Source organism: Rhizobium sp. 25PS6, assembly GCF_032464655.1.
Taxonomy (GTDB): Bacteria; Pseudomonadota; Alphaproteobacteria; order Rhizobiales; family Rhizobiaceae; genus Rhizobium; species Rhizobium laguerreae.
In genome coordinates, this window is record NZ_JAWDIV010000036.1 from 1 (window position 1) to 16,929 (window position 16,929).

15 protein-coding genes and 2 pseudogenes are annotated in these 16,929 nt (G+C 58.2%); 6 read left to right on the plus strand and 11 right to left on the minus strand.

Features of this window, described 5'->3' with window-relative positions:
• Positions 1-377 precede the first annotated feature (377 nt).
• The 3 genes from RWK44_RS33710 (at position 378) to RWK44_RS33720 (ending at position 3,287) form a co-directional block, all read left to right on the plus strand.
• A complete protein-coding gene (locus RWK44_RS33710) occupies positions 378-911 on the plus strand; it encodes a DUF2062 domain-containing protein (RefSeq protein WP_316030066.1) in 534 nt (177 codons plus the stop codon).
• A 233-nt stretch (positions 912-1,144) separates the two neighbouring features.
• The gene (locus RWK44_RS33715) at positions 1,145-2,494 is read left to right on the plus strand and encodes an NfeD family protein (RefSeq protein WP_316030067.1); all 1,350 of its coding nucleotides are present in this window, start codon (positions 1,145-1,147) and stop codon (positions 2,492-2,494) included.
• Positions 2,495-2,522: 28 nt separating this feature from the next.
• On the plus strand, positions 2,523-3,287 hold the full coding sequence (locus tag RWK44_RS33720; RefSeq protein WP_077975750.1) for a slipin family protein: 765 nt from the start codon (positions 2,523-2,525) through the stop codon (positions 3,285-3,287).
• Positions 3,288-3,411: 124 nt separating this feature from the next.
• Here the strand turns inward: RWK44_RS33720 and RWK44_RS33725 are convergent.
• From RWK44_RS33725 to RWK44_RS33740, 4 genes and pseudogenes are all read right to left on the minus strand, one after another.
• A pseudogene (locus RWK44_RS33725) lies at positions 3,412-3,588 on the minus strand (DUF1236 domain-containing protein); the annotation flags it as partial.
• Between the two features lie 99 nt (positions 3,589-3,687).
• The gene (locus tag RWK44_RS33730; protein WP_077975751.1) at positions 3,688-4,083 is read right to left on the minus strand and encodes a DUF1236 domain-containing protein; all 396 of its coding nucleotides are present in this window, start codon (positions 4,081-4,083) and stop codon (positions 3,688-3,690) included.
• A 397-nt stretch (positions 4,084-4,480) separates the two neighbouring features.
• Positions 4,481-4,753 carry a BON domain-containing protein gene (locus RWK44_RS33735; protein ID WP_017959395.1) on the minus strand — a complete coding sequence of 91 codons (273 nt, stop codon included), beginning with the start codon at positions 4,751-4,753 and terminating at the stop codon, positions 4,481-4,483.
• A 180-nt stretch (positions 4,754-4,933) separates the two neighbouring features.
• On the minus strand, positions 4,934-5,065 hold the full coding sequence (locus tag RWK44_RS33740; protein ID WP_281410077.1) for a hypothetical protein: 132 nt from the start codon (positions 5,063-5,065) through the stop codon (positions 4,934-4,936).
• Positions 5,066-5,657: 592 nt separating this feature from the next.
• Here RWK44_RS33740 and RWK44_RS33745 point away from each other — a divergent pair.
• A complete protein-coding gene (locus tag RWK44_RS33745) occupies positions 5,658-7,277 on the plus strand; it encodes an arylsulfatase (protein WP_168287657.1) in 1,620 nt (539 codons plus the stop codon).
• A gap of 72 nt (positions 7,278-7,349) precedes the next feature.
• Here RWK44_RS33745 and RWK44_RS33750 read toward each other — a convergent pair whose 3' ends face one another.
• The 3 genes and pseudogenes from RWK44_RS33750 to RWK44_RS33760 form a co-directional block, all read right to left on the minus strand.
• The gene (locus RWK44_RS33750; RefSeq protein WP_316030069.1) at positions 7,350-8,549 is read right to left on the minus strand and encodes a glycosyltransferase family 2 protein; all 1,200 of its coding nucleotides are present in this window, start codon (positions 8,547-8,549) and stop codon (positions 7,350-7,352) included.
• Positions 8,550-8,753: 204 nt separating this feature from the next.
• Positions 8,754-9,225: pseudogene (locus RWK44_RS33755) on the minus strand (DUF1214 domain-containing protein); the annotation flags it as partial.
• Positions 9,226-9,266: 41 nt separating this feature from the next.
• Complete coding sequence (locus RWK44_RS33760; protein ID WP_222060232.1) at positions 9,267-10,292, minus strand: sensor histidine kinase; 1,026 nt, start codon at positions 10,290-10,292, stop codon at positions 9,267-9,269.
• Positions 10,293-10,498: 206 nt separating this feature from the next.
• Between RWK44_RS33760 and RWK44_RS33765 the strand changes: the two genes are divergently transcribed.
• Positions 10,499-11,536, plus strand: a complete 1,038-nt coding sequence (locus RWK44_RS33765) for an HWE histidine kinase domain-containing protein (protein WP_168287660.1) — start codon at positions 10,499-10,501, stop codon at positions 11,534-11,536.
• A 27-nt stretch (positions 11,537-11,563) separates the two neighbouring features.
• Here the strand turns inward: RWK44_RS33765 and RWK44_RS33770 are convergent, their stop codons facing one another.
• From RWK44_RS33770 to RWK44_RS33780, 3 genes are all read right to left on the minus strand, one after another.
• Positions 11,564-12,385: a DUF1206 domain-containing protein gene (locus tag RWK44_RS33770; RefSeq protein ID WP_132610343.1), complete on the minus strand. Its 822-nt coding sequence runs from the start codon at positions 12,383-12,385 to the stop codon at positions 11,564-11,566.
• Positions 12,386-12,591: 206 nt separating this feature from the next.
• Entirely contained in the window at positions 12,592-13,122 is a 531-nt protein-coding gene (locus RWK44_RS33775) for a hydrolase (protein WP_131641619.1), read from the minus strand.
• A 5-nt stretch (positions 13,123-13,127) separates the two neighbouring features.
• Positions 13,128-13,343: a hypothetical protein gene (locus RWK44_RS33780; protein ID WP_131666416.1), complete on the minus strand. Its 216-nt coding sequence runs from the start codon at positions 13,341-13,343 to the stop codon at positions 13,128-13,130.
• A 654-nt stretch (positions 13,344-13,997) separates the two neighbouring features.
• Between RWK44_RS33780 and RWK44_RS33785 the strand changes: the two genes are divergently transcribed.
• Positions 13,998-14,378, plus strand: a complete 381-nt coding sequence (locus RWK44_RS33785; protein WP_316030070.1) for a hypothetical protein — start codon at positions 13,998-14,000, stop codon at positions 14,376-14,378.
• A gap of 686 nt (positions 14,379-15,064) precedes the next feature.
• On the opposite strand, the gene RWK44_RS33790 is transcribed toward RWK44_RS33785, so the two are convergent.
• Positions 15,065-16,750 (minus strand): adenylate/guanylate cyclase domain-containing protein, encoded by a 1,686-nt coding sequence (locus RWK44_RS33790; protein WP_316030071.1) that lies wholly within the window; start codon positions 16,748-16,750, stop codon positions 15,065-15,067.
• Positions 16,751-16,929 lie beyond the last annotated feature (179 nt).

Here is a 16,929-nt window from a genome sequence, read left to right on the forward strand (position 1 = left end):
AGAGCATTGACCGTCGAGAGCCTGACAGATGCACTCGCAGCCATGGACGATCCACATATGCGACGCCAGGCAGATGCGGTTGGCGCACCAATCCGGGACGAGGATGGGGTTGCGAACGCAGTCGGTTTCATCGAGGCTGCTGCGGATAAACTTCAGGCGCATCCTTGAAATGCATTGGACGACATCGTGCCCAATCGACACTCCGTATTCGTGCCAGACCGGTAAGATCAGGAAAGCGCGATAAGCTGCAGCGGTACCAATGACCGGCGCGAAGAATTCGCTTGCCTGCACAGATCGATGGCTTGGGTTCCGGACACGGGCCTCTCGATATATCATTCGATTGTGAACCCAAGCGCTCACGCCGCGGAAGGTAAGGAATGCTGTTTAGGAGACGGAAGCCGCTCTCACCGGCTCAGCGGATCCGTGAAGTCTTTTGGCCATCCAAGGGGCTATTGCGGTCCATCCGATACATCGCCATTCGAGTTCTTCGCTTGAAGGCTACTCCTCACGCCATTGCGGCTGGCGTGGCAGCAGGGGTGGCCGTGTCCTGTACGCCGTTCCTCGGCTTTCACTTCATCTTGGCCTTTTGTCTAGCCTTCGTCCTCAGAGGCAATATGATCGCGGCTGCGCTCGGGACGGCGTTTGGGAACCCTCTTACCTTTCCTCTGATCTTTGCTGCCGCTTACCGGATCGGCATTTTTCTTTTGGGTCGGGCGCCCGAGCGGGTGGGTGAAGCCAATCTGTTCACGCTGCTCCGGCACCTCGATTTTGCGCCACTTTGGCATCCAATTCTCAAGCCGATACTTGTCGGCGGCCTTCCGCTCGCCGCGCTATGCGGTGCAGTTTTCTATGTATTGACATGGCAAGGCGTTCGCCTGTTCCAGCAGCGAGGAAAGCGGCGGAGATCGTAAGATCCAAAAGAGCCGGCAGCGCGCGAAGACCAATTCTGGCAGATGGACTTGACGTCCGTGAGAAGCGTCGTCGCGTATTTGTAAACGACTACGACCGGCTGCTTTTCCTCCTGCTCGCCATCAGCGAGCAAGCCAGCTCAGACTTGTCTCTTACCGTTTCGCAGTTCTGCCATATATTTCAAGATATGAGAGTCCGGCGGACGATTGTGTGGCGTTTGGAGCTTTGGCGGTGGATGCCGTCAATCCTTGCTTTGCTGCTGACGTTGTTCTCGGCTTTTGGCCTGGCGACGCCCGCATCCGAAGCGGAGCGTGTCGCTATAGTCCTGAAGATGAGCGGGGCGATTGGCCCGGCGACGGCCGATTATGTAAGACGCGGCCTTCAGCGGGCCAATGAACGCGGCGCCAGCCTGGTTGTCCTGCAGATCGACACGCCCGGCGGTCTCGACACGTCGATGCGCGACATCATTCGTGCGATCCTTGCCTCCCCGATACCGGTCGCGAGTTTCGTTGCACCCAGCGGAGCACGAGCCGCTAGCGCCGGCACCTATATTCTTTACGCAAGCCATATCGCGGCAATGGCACCGGGCACCAATCTGGGTGCGGCGACGCCGATCGCACTTGGCGGCCGACCATCCGATGATGACCGGAACGACAGCCCTGATACGACCGGCAAGCAGCGGCAAGTGCCGGGCGCTGCCGGCGAGGCGAAGGCGATCAACGATGCGGTGGCCTATATCCGCGGGCTTGCGGAACTGCGCAATCGTAACGCCGACTGGGCGGAGCGCGCCGTGCGCGAGGCCGCAAGCCTTTCCTCCGCCGCAGCTCTGCGTGAGAAGGTCATAGATTTCGTGGCGGCCGATATAAACGATCTCCTGGCACAGGCGCAGGGTCGGGTCGTGCGGGTCGGTCAAACGGATGTCCGGCTCGAAACATCGGGTCTCATCGTCCAGGAACTTGAACCGGACTGGCGAACCCGCCTGCTTTCGGTGATCACCAATCCGAACATCGCGCTGATCTTGATGATGGTCGGTATCTACGGCCTGATCTTCGAATTTCTGACGCCTGGGACGCTGGTGCCGGGAACCATCGGCGGCATCTGCCTGCTGCTTGGTCTCTATGCTTTGGCCTTGCTGCCGGTGAGTTTTGCGGGCCTCGGGCTGATCGTTCTCGGCGTGGGTCTGACGGTGGCCGAGGCGCATTCGCCCTCCTTCGGCGCACTCGGCGTCGGCGGCGGCATCGCACTGATGCTCGGCGCTACCATCTTGTTCGACACGGACATACCCGGGCTTAAGGTTTCCTGGTCGGTGCTTGGCGCAATCGCCGTCGCCTGCCTCGCTCTTAGCCTTGTCATTGCCCGTCTCGCCTACATCTCGCGCCGGCACGATGTCGTCACCGGCGGCGAGCAGATGATCGGAATTTCAGGCAAGGTCGACAGTTGGACGGGCATCTCGGGCTACGTCATCGCCCATGGCGAGCGCTGGAAGGCCATTTCAACTGAGCCGCTTTCCGCCGGCGACGGCGTGAAAGTGACAGGCCGGGATGGGTTGACGCTCGAAGTGGTCCGCAGTTCGCAGGAGGCCTAACCGCCTTCAGGATGCAGGAGGAAAAGTCATGGGCATGTTTTCAGATCTCGCCTTCTACCTTGTGATTATCTTTGTTCTGCTCGTCGTCGTCGCATCTGCGATCAAGATCCTGCGGGAATACGAACGCGGCGTGGTTTTCACGCTTGGCCGTTTCACCGGTGTCAAGGGGCCTGGCTTGATCCTGCTCATCCCCTATGTCCAGCAGATGATGCGGGTCGACTTGCGCACGCGGGTGCTCGACGTGCCCGGGCAGGATGTCATTTCGCATGACAATGTTTCGGTCCGCGTCAGCGCGGTGATCTATTTCCGGGTTGTCGATCCCGAGAGGTCGACGATCCAGGTCGAGGACTTCATGATGGCGACGAGCCAACTCGCCCAGACCACACTGCGCTCGGTGCTCGGCAAGCATGACCTCGACGAGATGCTGGCGGAACGCGACAAGCTCAACATCGACATTCAGGAAATCCTCGACGCCCAGACCGATGCCTGGGGCATCAAGGTTGCCAATGTGGAGATCAAACATGTCGACATCAACGAATCGATGATCCGCGCAATTGCCCGTCAGGCGGAAGCCGAGCGCGAGCGGCGTGCCAAGATCATTAATGCCGAAGGCGAGCAGCAGGCTGCAGCCAAACTGCTTGAAGCAGCCGAAATCCTCGCCAGGCAACCCGAGGCAATGCAACTTCGTTATTTGAGTACATTGAACGTCATCGCCGGCGAAAAGACCTCGACGATCATTTTTCCATTTCCGATGGAGTTCGGCAATTTGATGCCGCCCAAACCGGACCGATGACGACGCCTTGAATGCGCTGTTTTTGCCGATGGAGCGATGGTCCTGCGGTCAGGTGTCAGCTAAGAAGTGCGTTTGAGATCTTCATCGGCAACGCCATAATGCCGGTGCCGGTGCCGGTGCGGGTGCCGGTGCCGTTGGCGCTGGAGCCGGACTGCGAACCGGCATCGGTGCCCGTCTGAGAACCGGATTGCGCCTGGCCGCCGCTCCTGGTGTCCTGCTGGGCTGCCGCGGGCTGAGTTGCAAGCGGCGATACGCTGAGTGACAGCGCTGCTACGAGCATGGGGAGATGCTTGCTTTTCATGATCAACCTCGGAGGTTTCGGGCACGCGATGCCGTCCCGCATTCTCATGCGTCGCATGCGTGCCCTAATCGTCGTAAGGGGCGGCTGAGCCGCCCGAGGTCACTGAATGACCTGGATGACCTTCCGGGAGGAAGGTTCGACGATCACACGCTGATCGTTGATGATCGCGTATGCATAGTTCGGATCATCGGGAATTGGCGTGACGACCACGGTCTCCGGCAGGGGCTGTCCGACGACCACTCTCTCCTTCACCACGACACGCTCGGTCGGGGCCGGAGCCTGCTGAACATAGGTCACCACCTTCGGCGGCGGCGGATCGATGACGCTACCTGCGACGCCGCCGACGATGCCGCCGACAGCAGCGCCGACCGGGCCGCCGACAATCGCGCCCGTTGCAGCACCGCCTGCGGCGCCCGTCACCGTGGACGACTGCGCAAAGGCAGAAGTCGACGCCATAAGGACGCCCACTGCGAACCCTACTAGTTTGATATTCATCTGTTTTCCTCCTTGGATGCGGTTGGTTCCGCTGAGGAGACAATCCGCAAGATGGAGGAAGTGTTCCAGGTGTGGGACTTCAGGCCGGGGCCGCTCCGACCTTGGTCCTAGAGCCTTTCCGGGTTAGATTGCAGCATTCTGCCGGAGCAGGTTTTCGTCAGGGCAAAGGCGATTGGCGACGGGCATACCCCCAGGTACGTCCGAGCCGATCGCCTTTGCCCTGACGTAAAGATGCCCGGCCCTTCGGGTTGGCTGAAACGGGCCGGCTGATCGACCGGCCGGCTTGGCCGTAGAACTGGGCTACGACACGCGCCGGCCGGTCGACCATCCGACTCCGTTTGAGCCAACAGAATGCTGCAATCTAATCCGGAAAGGCTCTAGCGTAAGATTCGCCTGGCTATTGCGTGGGAAAACGGCTGAGCATCCGGTCCTGGACGTTCTCCCAGCCGACGATCATCGCAGCAAGCGAGATGGCTTTGTCGCGGTCCACAGCCTTGGTTATAAAGCCTTCGAGCAGGACGACAGGGCCGAGCATCCTGATCTCGATGGCACTGCTGTCGATATCCGGATCGGCGGAAAGGGCTGCTTCGATTGTGGCGATCGTGGATGCCGAACTATGGCCTTGCGAGCAGCGCTCTTCGTGATTGTAGTTATCGGGGCCGAACTTCATTTTCTCCTCCTGTCCGCCCCTCCACGGACCTTCATATTGCCTCAGACCTAATATGAGCAGCGTGTCCTGACGTCGCCAGCCGGACTTAAGTCCGGCTTTCCCCCGGCACGATCCGGCTTAGATTCTCCTGATCCTTGCTGAAAGGACGTCAGGGAGGTTCAGCATGTTGCCCAACTCCAGTCAGAACCTCCCTGATGATTTACCGATCAATGCCAGCGGATGGAGCACGCGTCTTGCGAGGTAAATGGTTGGTGATGTGCCGCTCGCACCTTCACGGTAAATCTTGGGTTCGGTGTCGAGGATCGTGGCCATTTTTTCGCCATGTTATTTCCCTCGTCCGGCTCGGAAGAATGCCGTTGATCCGTGTGCCTGGTCTTTCATACGCTTCAACCGGCCATGCTCCTCAATCGTGGGCATAGAACAAGTCTCTTCGTGTCGCGTGGAGATCTCAATGATGTTGGTTTCGCCATGCCCTGACGTGCTGGGTGCTCCCCAAACGCCTCGCAGCCGCCATTGCATCCGCCGATATCGTGGCGCCTAGTCACCGAATTCAGGCGACCTGCTCTACCGCCAACTTTCCGGCTATCGGCTCGCGAACAGCGAGTGTCGAAAGAGATGTCTGTTTCCTTTCAAGAAAATTACAGAACGGCCATGGCTGCCCCAAGGTACAATATCGCGACGGGCCGCCGTTTGGTAGGTTGCGCGCTGTGAGCCTCCTTTCGCAAACCGAGGGACCTCACGCTTGGGCGGTGCCGTTCCCAATTGAAGGGCGTCCGAAACTGAAATTGCTCCAGTTGTTTCGATTGAATTCAGAGTGAATACGCGACTGCGGCGCTCGTTGAATTTTGCTGCCGTGCGTTCGGATGGTTCGTCGTTCGGCCGGAATTCACAACGGAGGAGTCACATGTATCGCAGGATCATCTACGGCATCGGAGCATTGGCTGCTTCGGCCGTTCTCTGGGGCGCGCTTGTCCCGGCGCAGGCACAAGAAGCGCAAAAGCCCAACATCGTCGTCATCATGGGCGACGATATTGGCATGTGGAACATCGGTGCATATCACCGCGGCTTGATGGCCGGCCGTACGCCGAACCTCGACAAGATCGCCGCCGAGGGCATGCTGTTCTCCGACTATTACGCCGAGGCGAGTTGCACGGCGGGCCGGGCGAACTTCATCACGGGCGAGCTTCCGATTCGTACCGGCATGACCACCGTCGGGCAGGCAGGTGCCAAGACCGGCCTGCCGGCGGAAGCCGTGACGTTGGCGACTGCCCTCAAGGACATGGGTTATGCCACCGGCCAGTTCGGCAAGAACCACCTTGGCGACCTCAACGAGTTCCTGCCGACGGTTCACGGGTTCGACGAGTTCTTCGGATATCTCTATCACCTCGACGCAATGGAAGATCCCGCCCATCCCAACTATCCGCAGGACTTGCTGGACAAGGTCGGGCCGCGCAACATGGTCCATAGCTGGGCAACGACAACAGACGACGCGACCGTAGACGCGCGCTGGGGGAAGGTCGGCAAGCAGAGAATCGAAGACGCCGGCACGCTCTATCCGAAACGGATGGAAACGGTGGACGACGAGATCCGCGACCAAGCCTTGAAGTTCGTGGAGAAGGCCAAGGCGGAGAACAAGCCTTTCTTCCTGTGGCTCAATCCCACCCGCATGCACGTCATCACTCATCTTTCGCCCAAGTATGAGGCGCTGCGGACTGCGCAGAATGGCTGGTCGCTCCAGGAAGCAGGCATGGCTCAACTCGACGACGACGTCGGCTTGGTGATGCAGAAACTCAAGGATTTAGGCGTCGACGACAATACCATCGTCCTGTTCACGACCGACAACGGCACGGAGACATTCACCTGGCCGGACGGCGGCAACACACCCTTTCGAGGGCAGAAGGGTACGATCTACGAGGGCGGCTTCCGCGTGCCGGCGCTTATTCGCTGGCCCGGCCAGATTCCTGCCGGAACTGTGGAGAATGGCCTGATCTCCGGACTGGACTGGCTGCCGACTTTCGTGGCCGCTGCCGGAAATCCGAACATCACGGACGAACTGTTGAAGGGAAAGCAGATCGGAGACCGGACCTATAAGAACCATCTCGACGGCTACAACCAGTTAGATCTGCTCACTGGCAAAGGCCCGTCGAAGCGCCACGAGATCTTCTATTTTGGCGAAAGCACGCTGGGCGCGGTGCGCATTGATGACTACAAGTATCGCTTTATCGAGCAGCCGAATGGCTGGCTCGGAGCCAAGGAGCATGTCGACGCGCCCTCAATCACGAACCTGCGCCTCGATCCCTTCGAACGCCTGGGCACGCCGGCAAACGGAACGCTGGACGGCGCACAGGGGTATTTCAACGAATGGTTCATGTTCCAATTCTGGCGCTTCGTGTTTGTCCAGCAGGAAGTCGGGAAGCTGGCGGAAACCGCCATCGAATTCCCGCCGATGCAGAAAGGAGCGAGCTTCAATCTCGACGCCGTCAAGGCGCAAATCGAGGCGGCTAGAGCCGCAATGGCGAAATAATCGAAGCTACGTTGCGGGCGGCTTGCAACGGCCGCCCTCTGGCCTCCACGAAACCACCGCTGGGATGCCGGCTCAAATGTCTGATTCTAGCGTCCGGCTGCGGAGACGGGGCTTGTGATTTATAGCCGCCGGAGCGAACTCCTTCGCAAGGGGTTCTAGCATTGAACTCAGCTCGGCATCCACCGCTGCCAGTCGCATCAGGTGACGTCGAAATTGCTCGGTCTCGTCCGGTCGTTCGACAGGGGAAGGGACAATTTGCTGGTCGAATTTCGACCTGTTCATTCGCGGTGGAGCTTGACCGTTCGCTGTTGTGGTCACGAGACGAAGACAGTGTTGTATCAGGCGCAGGGATTTATCGAGTACAAGTCGAACGATGAAACCTGGCTCGCTTCGTGCTATCGACCAAATGGTCACAAGTGACAGATATGTGTTCCTGGCTTGTCGAAATTCCCAAAATGCATATTTCTGGGTGGCGTTGGTTGCGCTTTTCGTTGCGTATTTTGGAAGCGGAGCATTTGCGGCCAGCGAACGCCTGACAACTTCCAGAGCGCCTCGGCCCATTTGCAGGTGATTGGACGACATGTTGCCGGGATACTGCCTGTATCCAACGAGCCGTTCAGGCACGACTTCGATATGATAGCGCGCAGCCAGCCTGAGCTCGAAATCGAGATCTTCGCAGCCGCCAATTCCTGCCGCTGCATATGAGCTGTCAAACCCGCCAATCTCGAGCGCGACATCCCGACGGACAAGAAGGGCGCTTCCATTGCCGACATATTTGAAAGTCAGATGCCGGGCGAAGATATATCCTCTCGCGACATCGGGCCGGCAGGAGCGAAGGATCTCGTCGTGACTATTGATGATGTAATGCAGCACATAAACCGCAGCCCACTGTGGGGATAAGCACTTGAGCGCATTCACCTGCTTTTCGATTTTTGTCTGGTGCCAGAGATCGTCCGCGTCAAGAAATGCGACGAACCAACCTGCTGCTTCCTGGATGCCGGTGTTCCTTGCTGCGGCAACGCCGCGGTTTGGCGTGGACAGCAAGCGAATCCGGGAATCTTCCAGCGCCACTTGCTCGACCACCCTTGCGGTATCATCGGTAGAGCCGTCGTTGATGACTATGATCTCCAAGTTCCGGTAGGTCTGGCGACCGGCAGATCGAAGAGTGCGTTCAATATAGCGGAAAGCATTGAACGCCGGGATGACCACCGAAACCAACGGCTCGCTGAAATGACGAAGGTCCCTCCGATCCTTGTCTGAAGAGGAAAGCATTCCAGATCCCTCATTCGGCCAACAATAAATCTTTTCGTTATAATGATGGGCGATCAGTCCCGCTTTATTCTAACTTCGGGCGACCCGAAATGGACTTTCGTCCGATGCAGCCGCCCTTCAGAAGTTCGGTCAAAAACGTACACATGGTCGAGCGGCGCCACCGCCGAGCGTGGAGAGGCGCCACTCTTCAACAGCCAGCGGCCATCACTGGGTCAACTCGATCTCGCTCGGACGCCACTCCTTGGTGAAGAATGGCTCAAGCGGGCTGTAGAGGCGCAGGAGCGTAAACCAGCCTTTCTTCGGGTCGGTCTGGATCCTGTTGCCCCGCGCAACGCCGTCGGGCTGGGTCGGGCCAAAGTAGACGATCGTGGAGCCGTCCGCAGCCTCGGCTGCCGGCGAGGGGAAGCTCTGGCTGCCGGCGCGCGGATAGCCTTGTGGCGTGTCGAGCATCGAGCGGGTCATGTTGTCGTAGAGCGTAAACCACCAGAAGTTCGCTTCCGGGATGTCTTTCGGCAACGTCACTTTGTAGGTCTTGGCGCCGTCAAAGTAATTCTTGTCGGCATCCGTGAAAGCAAACAAATACTGCGACCCGATGCCGGTCAGGCGCATAGCCATGCCGGCGTGATGCCCCTGAACCATAAAAGAAATTGGTGCGCGCATCACTTACGGTGCGAGCGGGGTGCCTCGCCGCGCCTGCGGCCTAGCTTCGTAGTCAAATTATTCCTCAGCGTCTGAATAGTTTTTATACTGCAGCTTCTGGAGCGGCGCATCCAGTCTTAGGATGAGCCCTGTCGGCGCATAATCAAGTGCGACCTCTCCAAAGGCGGACAGGCTGGAACTGACGAGGCGTGTGCCGAACCCCTTCTTGCTCGGAGCTTCCACCGCCGGGCCTCCAACCTCCTGCCAAGTGAATTTCAGGCGTTGGTCGCCCGCCTCATCGCGTACGGACCATTCGATTTCGACCGTCCCTGTATCTACCGACAGCGCACCATACTTGCTGGCGTTGGTGACGAGTTCGTGCAGCACCAGGGAGAAGCAAAGGGCCGCCTGTGGACCCAATTCAACCGCAGGACCGCTCGCATTGAAACGTCCTGACGTCTCAAGTCCAAGATTGATCGCGGTCGCCTCGACGATTGTCGTCATGCTCGTGCCCAGCCAGTTCTGCTGAAGCAGAATGTCGTGCGCCTTTGAATAAGCATTGATGCGTGCCGTGATCGAATGCTCCGCATCCTCCAGAGAGCTGGCGTTTCGGAAGGATTGGCTGGTGATGGCCTGAACGACGGCCAGCGTATTCTTCATGCGGTGAGAGAGTTCGTGCATCAGGATGCGCTGCCGTTCCTCATTCTCTCTCTGCTCGGTGCGATCTCTCAGGATCTTCACGAAACCTTCGACTTCGCCGTCGTCCGATGTCAACGCCATCATCTGACCGGACGCCCAGAACAATGTGCCGTCCTTGCGAACGTGCCAGCGCTCATCATTGCCGTGACCTTCGGTCAAAGCGGCAGTCATTTCCAGCTGGAGAATCCCGGCCTGCCTGTCTTCCTCGGTGAAAATGACCGCTGCAGGCTGGCCGACAATCTCATCCGCATCCCATCCGAGGATCCGGCGCGCGCCCTCATTCCACGTGGTCACCAGGCCATCGAGATCCATGGAGATGATCGCATACTCGATCGCGCTTTGGAGGATCGCTTCGAGAAAGCGCTCCCGGGAGCGGCTGGAATTAGAAAACAGTTTCATGATCATGTGGTGCGTCAGATCCTTTCAGGGCCTGCAAGGCTGAAAGGCCTCATCTGATTTATACCGGACGGCGTGGCGTTGGCAAAGGCCGCAGCCGTGACACGTTGTCCGGCAAGTCTCGGGGAGTAGCAATCGCTTAAGCCACGCAACTGTCTCGGAAACAAAGATACACGAGCTACGTTATCAGCCGACGACTTTGTGAGCGTACAAGCATGACAGCCCATACCAAAGAAAAACTCCACGGGGATTTGCCCTCCGCATCTTCAAAAGCAGCTTCTGCCGATCGGAAAGAGTTGGCAGCGATCGCATTTGAACGCACCAGGATGCCGATGGTCGTTACCGATGCGCGCAAGCGCGATCTGCCGATCGTGCTCGCCAACAAGGCATTCCTTGAACTGACAGGTTACGAGGCCAGGGAGATACTAGGCCGCAACTGTCGTTTCCTCCAAGGTCCTGCTACGTCTCCGATCGCCGTTGCCGAAATTCGTGCCGCTATCGCCGAAGAGCGCGAGATCACCGTCGAGATCCTCAATTACAAGAGAAGGGGAGAGCAGTTCTGGAACCGCTTGCATCTCAGCCCTATCCATGGAGATGATGGAAGGATCCTGTATTTCTTCGGGTCGCAAATCGACATGACGGAGTACCGGCGGATCGAGGCACTGGAAGCCTCCGAACATCGCCTGCTCATGGAGGTCGACCACCGATCCAAGAATGTCCTGGCGATCGTCGACAGCATCGTCCGCCTGAGCAACGCCGAAGACCCCGCGCTTTACGCCGCCGCCATCCAACACCGCGTGCAGGCGCTCGCCCGTGCGCATAGCTTGCTTGCTGCACGAAGATGGACAAGCATTTCTCTTGAGGAACTCATTCGCCAGCAGGTGGCGCCATTCGCGGCCACCCGCGCCTTTTTTAGCGGGCCGGATCTCAAAATGCCTGCGCCGGTCGTCCAGCCTCTTGCGCTCGTGCTCCATGAGCTCGCTGTCAACGCAGCCCATCACGGTGCGCTTGCCACTGCGCAAGGCAGGCTTTCGATCAGTTGGAAGCCCGGACCGTCCGGGGCCGGCTTTAACATCCGCTGGCAGGAGGTAGGCGCCCCCACTCCACCCAAATTGGCCAAGCGGGGTTTTGGTACGGTGATCGTCGGCGCAATGGTTGAAAAGCAGCTTCAAGGACGTCTCGAGAAAACCTGGTCGGAGGAAGGGCTGCTTATCGACATTGAAGTTCCAGCTGCCAGCTCGACCTCCGCATAACGGCACCTTGGCACAGGAAAAGTAATGTCAGGAACCCGCCATCGAGATCGAACGCTTAGCGTCCGCTAGCGAAGGACTCCGAACGATGCGGTACCTTGCCTCAACAAGATTATAAATTCCGAAAGCCGCCAATCCCACGGCGACGGCGACGTACAGAAAGGATCCCAGCGGAAGCTGGCGGAGCCATTCCAAGGCGTCGCCCATGCTGCCGGCTTGTCCAGGATCCACCCTGAAACCCGCATAGGCGAAAAGGACCCCTGTAATCGCGAACACGACGCCGCGGGCGACAAGACCGTAGATGCATACCAATGCCACAATACCCTTTTGATCAGATATCCGAAGGTGGCGTTCGAACTTCCTGGTGATGCCCTTGGCGGCCGTCACGAAGCCGCCGATGACGAAGCCAGCTCCGACGGCGATCGCAAGATAGGAGCCGAAGGGCTGCGACATGATCCATCCTGCCAGATCCTTCTCACCGGAACTTCCGCTGCTGCCGCCCATGAAAAGAGCGTTGCCGAGTGCATATCCGGCAAGCCCGAGATAGGTGATGGCGCTGCCGAAGAGTGCGGATCGGATCGCCAATCCTCTTGCCTTGCCACCATGGCCGTCGCTATCGGCTAGAGACTGCGCCAACCTCCAGGCGACAAAACCGAGAAGGCCGAGCCCGATCAATCCGACCCAAACGCGACCGAGCGGCTGCCCGAGCAGTGCCGAAACCGCGGATTTCGTCTCCGGCCGGCCACCCGCCAGGCCGGAGAAGAGAGCAAGCCCGGCCACAAGGAAAAAGACAACGCCGCGCGCGGCATAACCGCCTTTGGCGAGCAGATCGAATCGAAATCCCTTGGTCATCAGCGGTCCTCGTGTTCTGGGCGCGCGATGTTAACGCGCCAACCCGCTGAAAGTTTTCCTGAGAAGCCGCGATGCATTCTCCGGCCTGACCGGCGCGTCTTCCAAAAGGACCGGTCCCTTGAACCGCCGATAGCGGCTGGCGCCCGAAATCGAGGGCAAACCAGGCAAGTGCCACTTGGAGTTTGCCGCAAGAAAGCGCGCAAAGCTCAGGTCGCGTTCATTTTAGCTCGCCGCGCGTTGGCCTTTCGGCGGGTCGAGGCAAGCAGAGCGTCAAGCCGGACCGGCTGGAGTTCACGCGCATCGACGCCGACATCGAACTGACGGGGGACCGGCTTCAGCCTGCCGTGGGAGTGTCCGTGTAGATTGACCGAGCCCTTGCCCATCTTATTCCAGGTTCTAAACGCGTAGTGGCACAGCACCAGATGGTAGCCGTCCAAGGTCAACTCCTTGTAATGCTGGACGCTGCTCCAGCCCGATGCACCGGTCGTCTCCTCTGAATCGTTGTTGCCGACAATGAGATGTTTCCTGCCGTGCAGGCGGTCGAGGAGCGTGTCGCAATCGCCCGCACGCGATGACATGAAGTCGCCCAAATGCCAAACCTCGTCGTCGATCCCGACGATCAGGTTCCAGTTCCTGATGAGGGCGACATCGTGGGTCGCCATATCAGGGAATGGTCGCCGATCGATGCGAAGAACGCGAGAGTCGCCGAAATGGGTGTCGCTGGTGAAGAAGATCATGCTGTTCACTTATGATCGAGTCCGTCTTCGACCTTCTTGCGGCTGTTGCCGACCTCCTTGACGATGGAACCACTCGCCGGTGCGAGATAGGAAATACCCACTTCGTTCCTTCGAACAGCGGCCGCTCTGGGCATTCGGATCGAATGATCACGTTTGTACGCCCAGACGTCCGGCGTTCCCCGGTCCACCATCATATCAATGCGCCAGCAACGAGCGGCCATGTCAGCGCCCCCTCCAGGGTCTTTTGGGCGAACGTCAGATCCGACGCAACGGGCTGAAGTGGGACGGCTACCGCCTACAGGGATGGCATCATGCTCCGCGCGGTCCGGCTGTCAAACTCTCGGCGAAGTTTGTTTCTCGGCGGAACCGGCTGGTTGCGCTTTGCTCGCGCCGCAGATCAAAAAAGGAGCCCCGCCGAAACGGGGCAATCTGGAAAGGACGGATCGTACAGGAAGGAAGGGATGGCGGACGGCCCCGGGATTGGGGCCACCTGTACGATCCTTTTGGCCAAACAACGATTGATCGAAAAGGTTCCTGTGCGTTTCCGCACCAATGCTTGGATTAATCTGTACTTGCTCGACGATTGTTGAGTTCAGAAAAGAAAAACCCCGCTGGAGCGGGATCAGGAAAGGGGGTGTTTTCTGGGCTGGCGAATTAATTGCGCCGCAAAAACTATTTCGAACACAAATCATAGGTTTTCAATAAAACAATAATCCATGAACTAACTTTTCCCCAGATATCTGCTGACAACTATCAAATTATCGAGCGACTTCGCTTTTTCGGCAAGGAGGGTTGTAGCTAATTACAAGAGATGACTTGTGGTTCTTATATGTCGGATAGAAACTGTGCTTGACAGAGATGGGAGAAATCGGCCGATGCATAGAACTATACTGATTGGACTATCTGTGATGTTTCTCGGAACGCAAGCTATTGCTGCTACCGCGATGATAGGAAAGGAGCTTCAGGCTCTGCTTTCAGACGGCAAAGTGATTGCGCTGGGCGGCCCAAAAGAGGGCTACAGTGGGGAGCTTTCTGTACTCAAGGACGGCACCGCACATGGTCAGGTTAAACTCGATTCCGGAGATGTAATCTCAATTGACGGCGTGTGGCACATTTCTGGCAACACGTTCTGCCGTACCTGGAAGGGGGGGAGGGACGCGGGCAAGGCGGTGTGTGATACCTGGAATAATACAGGCCCGAAGTCTGTTGGCGTGTTGAACGGAAAAGAGAATATTGGCAGAAATTCTTGGAAATAGCCTCGAGGCCGTGATCGATTTGCAAGCCGGGCGCGGGCGCTGCAAGCATCGGTGAAGCAGGTGAGCTGTCGTCCTCTTCCAATTGAAGGATCTGCAACATCGATCAAGAGGACCGTCGACCAGTTAAGCCGGGGCGGCCGCCCGGCTTAACAGGAGACAGCGGTTTTCGGGGTGAAAACCAGCCGAGCGACCGGCTCTCAAACCCGCTTAGGGTTCGGCGGTTCCGCTTCTCACCCGAAAGGACTACACCTTCACGAAGCACGAAGCGTCGGCCCTGGACGTCGTCGATCGCCGATACCGGGATGTCGTCATCGACCGAAAGATGGAGGAAGTGTTCCAGACGTCGGACGTCACGCCGGGGCCATAGCTACTTCAGGGAAGCCGGATATGAACAGACCTAAAACAATCTCGCTCTAGCAGGTCGCGCTGCAGATCGGGTTGACCGAGGACGATCCATGACTTGGCCAGCTTGGCAACGTGCTATCCCGAGGCCTCGACAAGCTGGTCAGGGACGGCCGCGTCCGGTATCCAAGCACCACCGACGGACAGCCCCGTCTCTGCGAGCGCGCTGCCTGATCATTCCTGTCCGGACTGACTCCGTTTTCCCAGAGACGAGTGGGCGGCTGTTAGCTTGCTCATGGCATGGCCATACTCCCCCGCCTCTGGACGTGGCCATCAGCGTCCTATCACTCCGGCAATCCCGTTCCCGACAGGCCCTGTCTGAACTTCTCAGTCTGTTCGGCGGTTTCAACCACGATCCCTCGCGCCAAAAACTCTCCGATCGTCAGATCTGGATGATTTTCGCGAACGCTTTTGGCAAGTGCGGCAGCCTCGCGGGAGCGGCCTGCCATCGACAAGCAGGCGATCATTCGGGTGCTCGTATACTTTCCGGGGTTCGGTAGCTGCTTTAGCGCCGCTAGGGCTTGCTCGTAGTCGCCCTTAAAATAGAGAAGATTACCCAAAACCGCGTGATACCAGTGAGGCGGGTAGGGGTTGAGTCGCATCCCTTCTTCGACCAAGGGAAGCGCTTCCTCTACACGGTTTCGTCTTGCCAGAAGTCCGCCGAGCTGGACCAATGCATGGGCGTCACTGGAATTGAGCTTATATGCCAAGCGGAATTCTCTCTCGGAGTTGTCAAAATCCTTCAAGTAAAGGTGAGCGAGCCCGAGTACACGATGGGCGCCAGCCTCTCCCTCGTCCAACTTTACGGCATGACGAGCGAGGGCGATCCCGTCGCGAAGTACAGCCTCCGGCGCGTTGGCATAGCCGCCGACCGCTATCCTCGCCAACGCAAGATGAGCGTGTGCCAGTGCAAAGCCTCCGTCGCCGGCAACCGCTGCTTCGAACATCTCCACCGCCTTGACGTTGTCATCCGGCTCGTAGCCTCTGAGATGCACGAGCCCTCGCAGATAATATTCGTAAGCAGCGAGGCTGGCCGGCGGCCGCCGGAGGGACTCTCGATAATCACAGCTTTCAATTTGGCCCACGAGATTTGCGACAATCATTTTCACGATCTCGTCCTGGATGCCGAAAATATCTGCCGCTTGCCGCTGATATTTCTCAGACCAGACCAACCGCTCCGTGTCGGCTTGGATCATCCGCACCGTGATCCGAACCTCGTCTCCCGACCGACGCATGTTGCCGGTCACGAGATAGTTGGCAGCGAGCTTGCGCCCAACTTCCTTTAAACCCTCCGAGCGATCACGGAAGGCAAACGCTGAGGACACCGCAATCACCGACAGGCTCCTGAATCTCGCCAGACCGGAGATGATGTCCTCAGTAAAGCCGTCGACGAGGAACTCGTTCGCTGCTTCATCTGCGCTTTGAAAGGGAAGGACGGCGACGACAGTTCGAATTGACTGCACTATCGTGGGAGTGCGAGGCCAATGCCATGCACGCACCGGCCTGGAAATATTTTTCAGATGTAGCAGTCCTCCATCTACAAACAGCCGCTGCAATTCCTCTGGAAGGATGTCGTGCGTTGTTTCTGAGATGCAGATGCCATCCGGTAACGCGTGTTGTTCGAGGCGCGCCGCAACATTCACGCCGTCGCCGAACACATCGTCCTGAGTGATCATGACCTCGGCGTAGTTTATACCAATTCGAATTCGAAGAGCATCGGTGCCACTGGCACCTACAGCCTCGCTTGCCAGCAGATGCTGTACCTGTAACGCCGTCGAGATGGCGACGACCGGGCTATCGAAGATCGAAAGTAGGCCGTCACCCATAACTTTGATTGTCCGGCCGCCACTCTTGAGGATTCGAGGCTTGAGGATCTCTTCTTGCAAGCGGCTAACGCTTGCCATTGTTCCTTCTTCGTCGGCTTCCATCATGCGCGAATAACCGACAACGTCCGTCGTCAGGATTGCCATCAATCGTCTGGTAGTGGGCGAAGAGGACATCTGTGACAAAAACCCGAGTAAACGGCAAGTGCTTCGAATGGAATGTACAGTCTTAGGGCACTGATGTCATGCACACGAAGGTGATCTCCGCGACGGCTGCCCATCTTTGAAGCGTGATTACATCTGATAACGCGTCATCAGTCGCCCTT

What these genes read in the sequence shown, in the direction of transcription:
- RWK44_RS33785 (WP_316030070.1), top strand. Translation starts at nt 13,998, where the DNA reads ATGCATAGAACTATACTGATTGGACTATCTGTGATGTTTCTCGGAACG.
- RWK44_RS33770 (WP_132610343.1), bottom strand. Translation starts at nt 12,385, where the DNA reads ATGACCAAGGGATTTCGATTCGATCTGCTCGCCAAAGGCGGTTATGCC.
- RWK44_RS33720 (WP_077975750.1), top strand. Translation starts at nt 2,523, where the DNA reads ATGGGCATGTTTTCAGATCTCGCCTTCTACCTTGTGATTATCTTTGTT.
- RWK44_RS33715 (WP_316030067.1), top strand. Translation starts at nt 1,145, where the DNA reads ATGCCGTCAATCCTTGCTTTGCTGCTGACGTTGTTCTCGGCTTTTGGC.
- RWK44_RS33735 (WP_017959395.1), bottom strand. Translation starts at nt 4,753, where the DNA reads ATGAAGTTCGGCCCCGATAACTACAATCACGAAGAGCGCTGCTCGCAA.
- RWK44_RS33740 (WP_281410077.1), bottom strand. Translation starts at nt 5,065, where the DNA reads ATGGCCACGATCCTCGACACCGAACCCAAGATTTACCGTGAAGGTGCG.
- RWK44_RS33745 (WP_168287657.1), top strand. Translation starts at nt 5,658, where the DNA reads ATGTATCGCAGGATCATCTACGGCATCGGAGCATTGGCTGCTTCGGCC.
- RWK44_RS33790 (WP_316030071.1), bottom strand. Translation starts at nt 16,750, where the DNA reads ATGGCAATCCTGACGACGGACGTTGTCGGTTATTCGCGCATGATGGAA.
- RWK44_RS33775 (WP_131641619.1), bottom strand. Translation starts at nt 13,122, where the DNA reads ATGATCTTCTTCACCAGCGACACCCATTTCGGCGACTCTCGCGTTCTT.
- RWK44_RS33750 (WP_316030069.1), bottom strand. Translation starts at nt 8,549, where the DNA reads ATGCTTTCCTCTTCAGACAAGGATCGGAGGGACCTTCGTCATTTCAGC.
- RWK44_RS33730 (WP_077975751.1), bottom strand. Translation starts at nt 4,083, where the DNA reads ATGAATATCAAACTAGTAGGGTTCGCAGTGGGCGTCCTTATGGCGTCG.
- RWK44_RS33765 (WP_168287660.1), top strand. Translation starts at nt 10,499, where the DNA reads ATGACAGCCCATACCAAAGAAAAACTCCACGGGGATTTGCCCTCCGCA.
- RWK44_RS33760 (WP_222060232.1), bottom strand. Translation starts at nt 10,292, where the DNA reads ATGATCATGAAACTGTTTTCTAATTCCAGCCGCTCCCGGGAGCGCTTT.
- RWK44_RS33780 (WP_131666416.1), bottom strand. Translation starts at nt 13,343, where the DNA reads ATGGCCGCTCGTTGCTGGCGCATTGATATGATGGTGGACCGGGGAACG.
- RWK44_RS33710 (WP_316030066.1), top strand. Translation starts at nt 378, where the DNA reads ATGCTGTTTAGGAGACGGAAGCCGCTCTCACCGGCTCAGCGGATCCGT.